Annotated in this window: 1 protein-coding gene; it reads right to left on the bottom strand. The window is 62.1% G+C overall.

All coding sequences use genetic code 11. The features are described 5' to 3' along the window. The coding region (locus tag H4J77_RS19650) for a contractile injection system protein, VgrG/Pvc8 family (RefSeq protein WP_259364950.1) at positions 1-430 on the bottom strand (430 nt) is incomplete at both ends.

The raw sequence follows: 430 nt of genomic DNA, 5'->3' as shown, positions 1-430 counted from the left end.
TACTGGTCGCAGTGAATCTCTTCGCCCTGCGGGCCGGTGACCACGGCGCTTTGGCTGCCGAGGACTTTGGGTTTGATGTGGTTGAGCTGTGGGCGCCAGATGATCTGCCAGGGTGTGGCCTTGAAGTGGTTACGGTAACCCTGGGTGAAGCCGTCACTGGTTTTGACATCGCTGGTGACGCCTTCTTCCAGCACTTGTGGCTGTTTGCCTTCGTGGTGGATTTCAGTCAGCAGCCAGAGGTCGTTCCAGTCAGCGCGGGCGTGGCCACTGAGCGGCATGAAGTGGCCGCTGCGTAGTTGCGGCTGGTCGCTCAGGCCGTCGGCCAGTTGCTGTTCGGCGCGGTGGCGTTCGAGGTTGATCTGGCTGAGCTGTTTGCCACGCTCGCGGTCGGTGAAGCGGCCGGGGTAGTCGTAGTCTTCCAGGTCGGGCT

The organism is Pseudomonas sp. 5Ae-yellow (assembly GCF_014077575.1).
Classification (GTDB): Bacteria; Pseudomonadota; Gammaproteobacteria; order Pseudomonadales; family Pseudomonadaceae; genus Halopseudomonas; species Halopseudomonas neustonica.
This window is presented reverse-complemented; position numbering and strand designations above follow the sequence as displayed.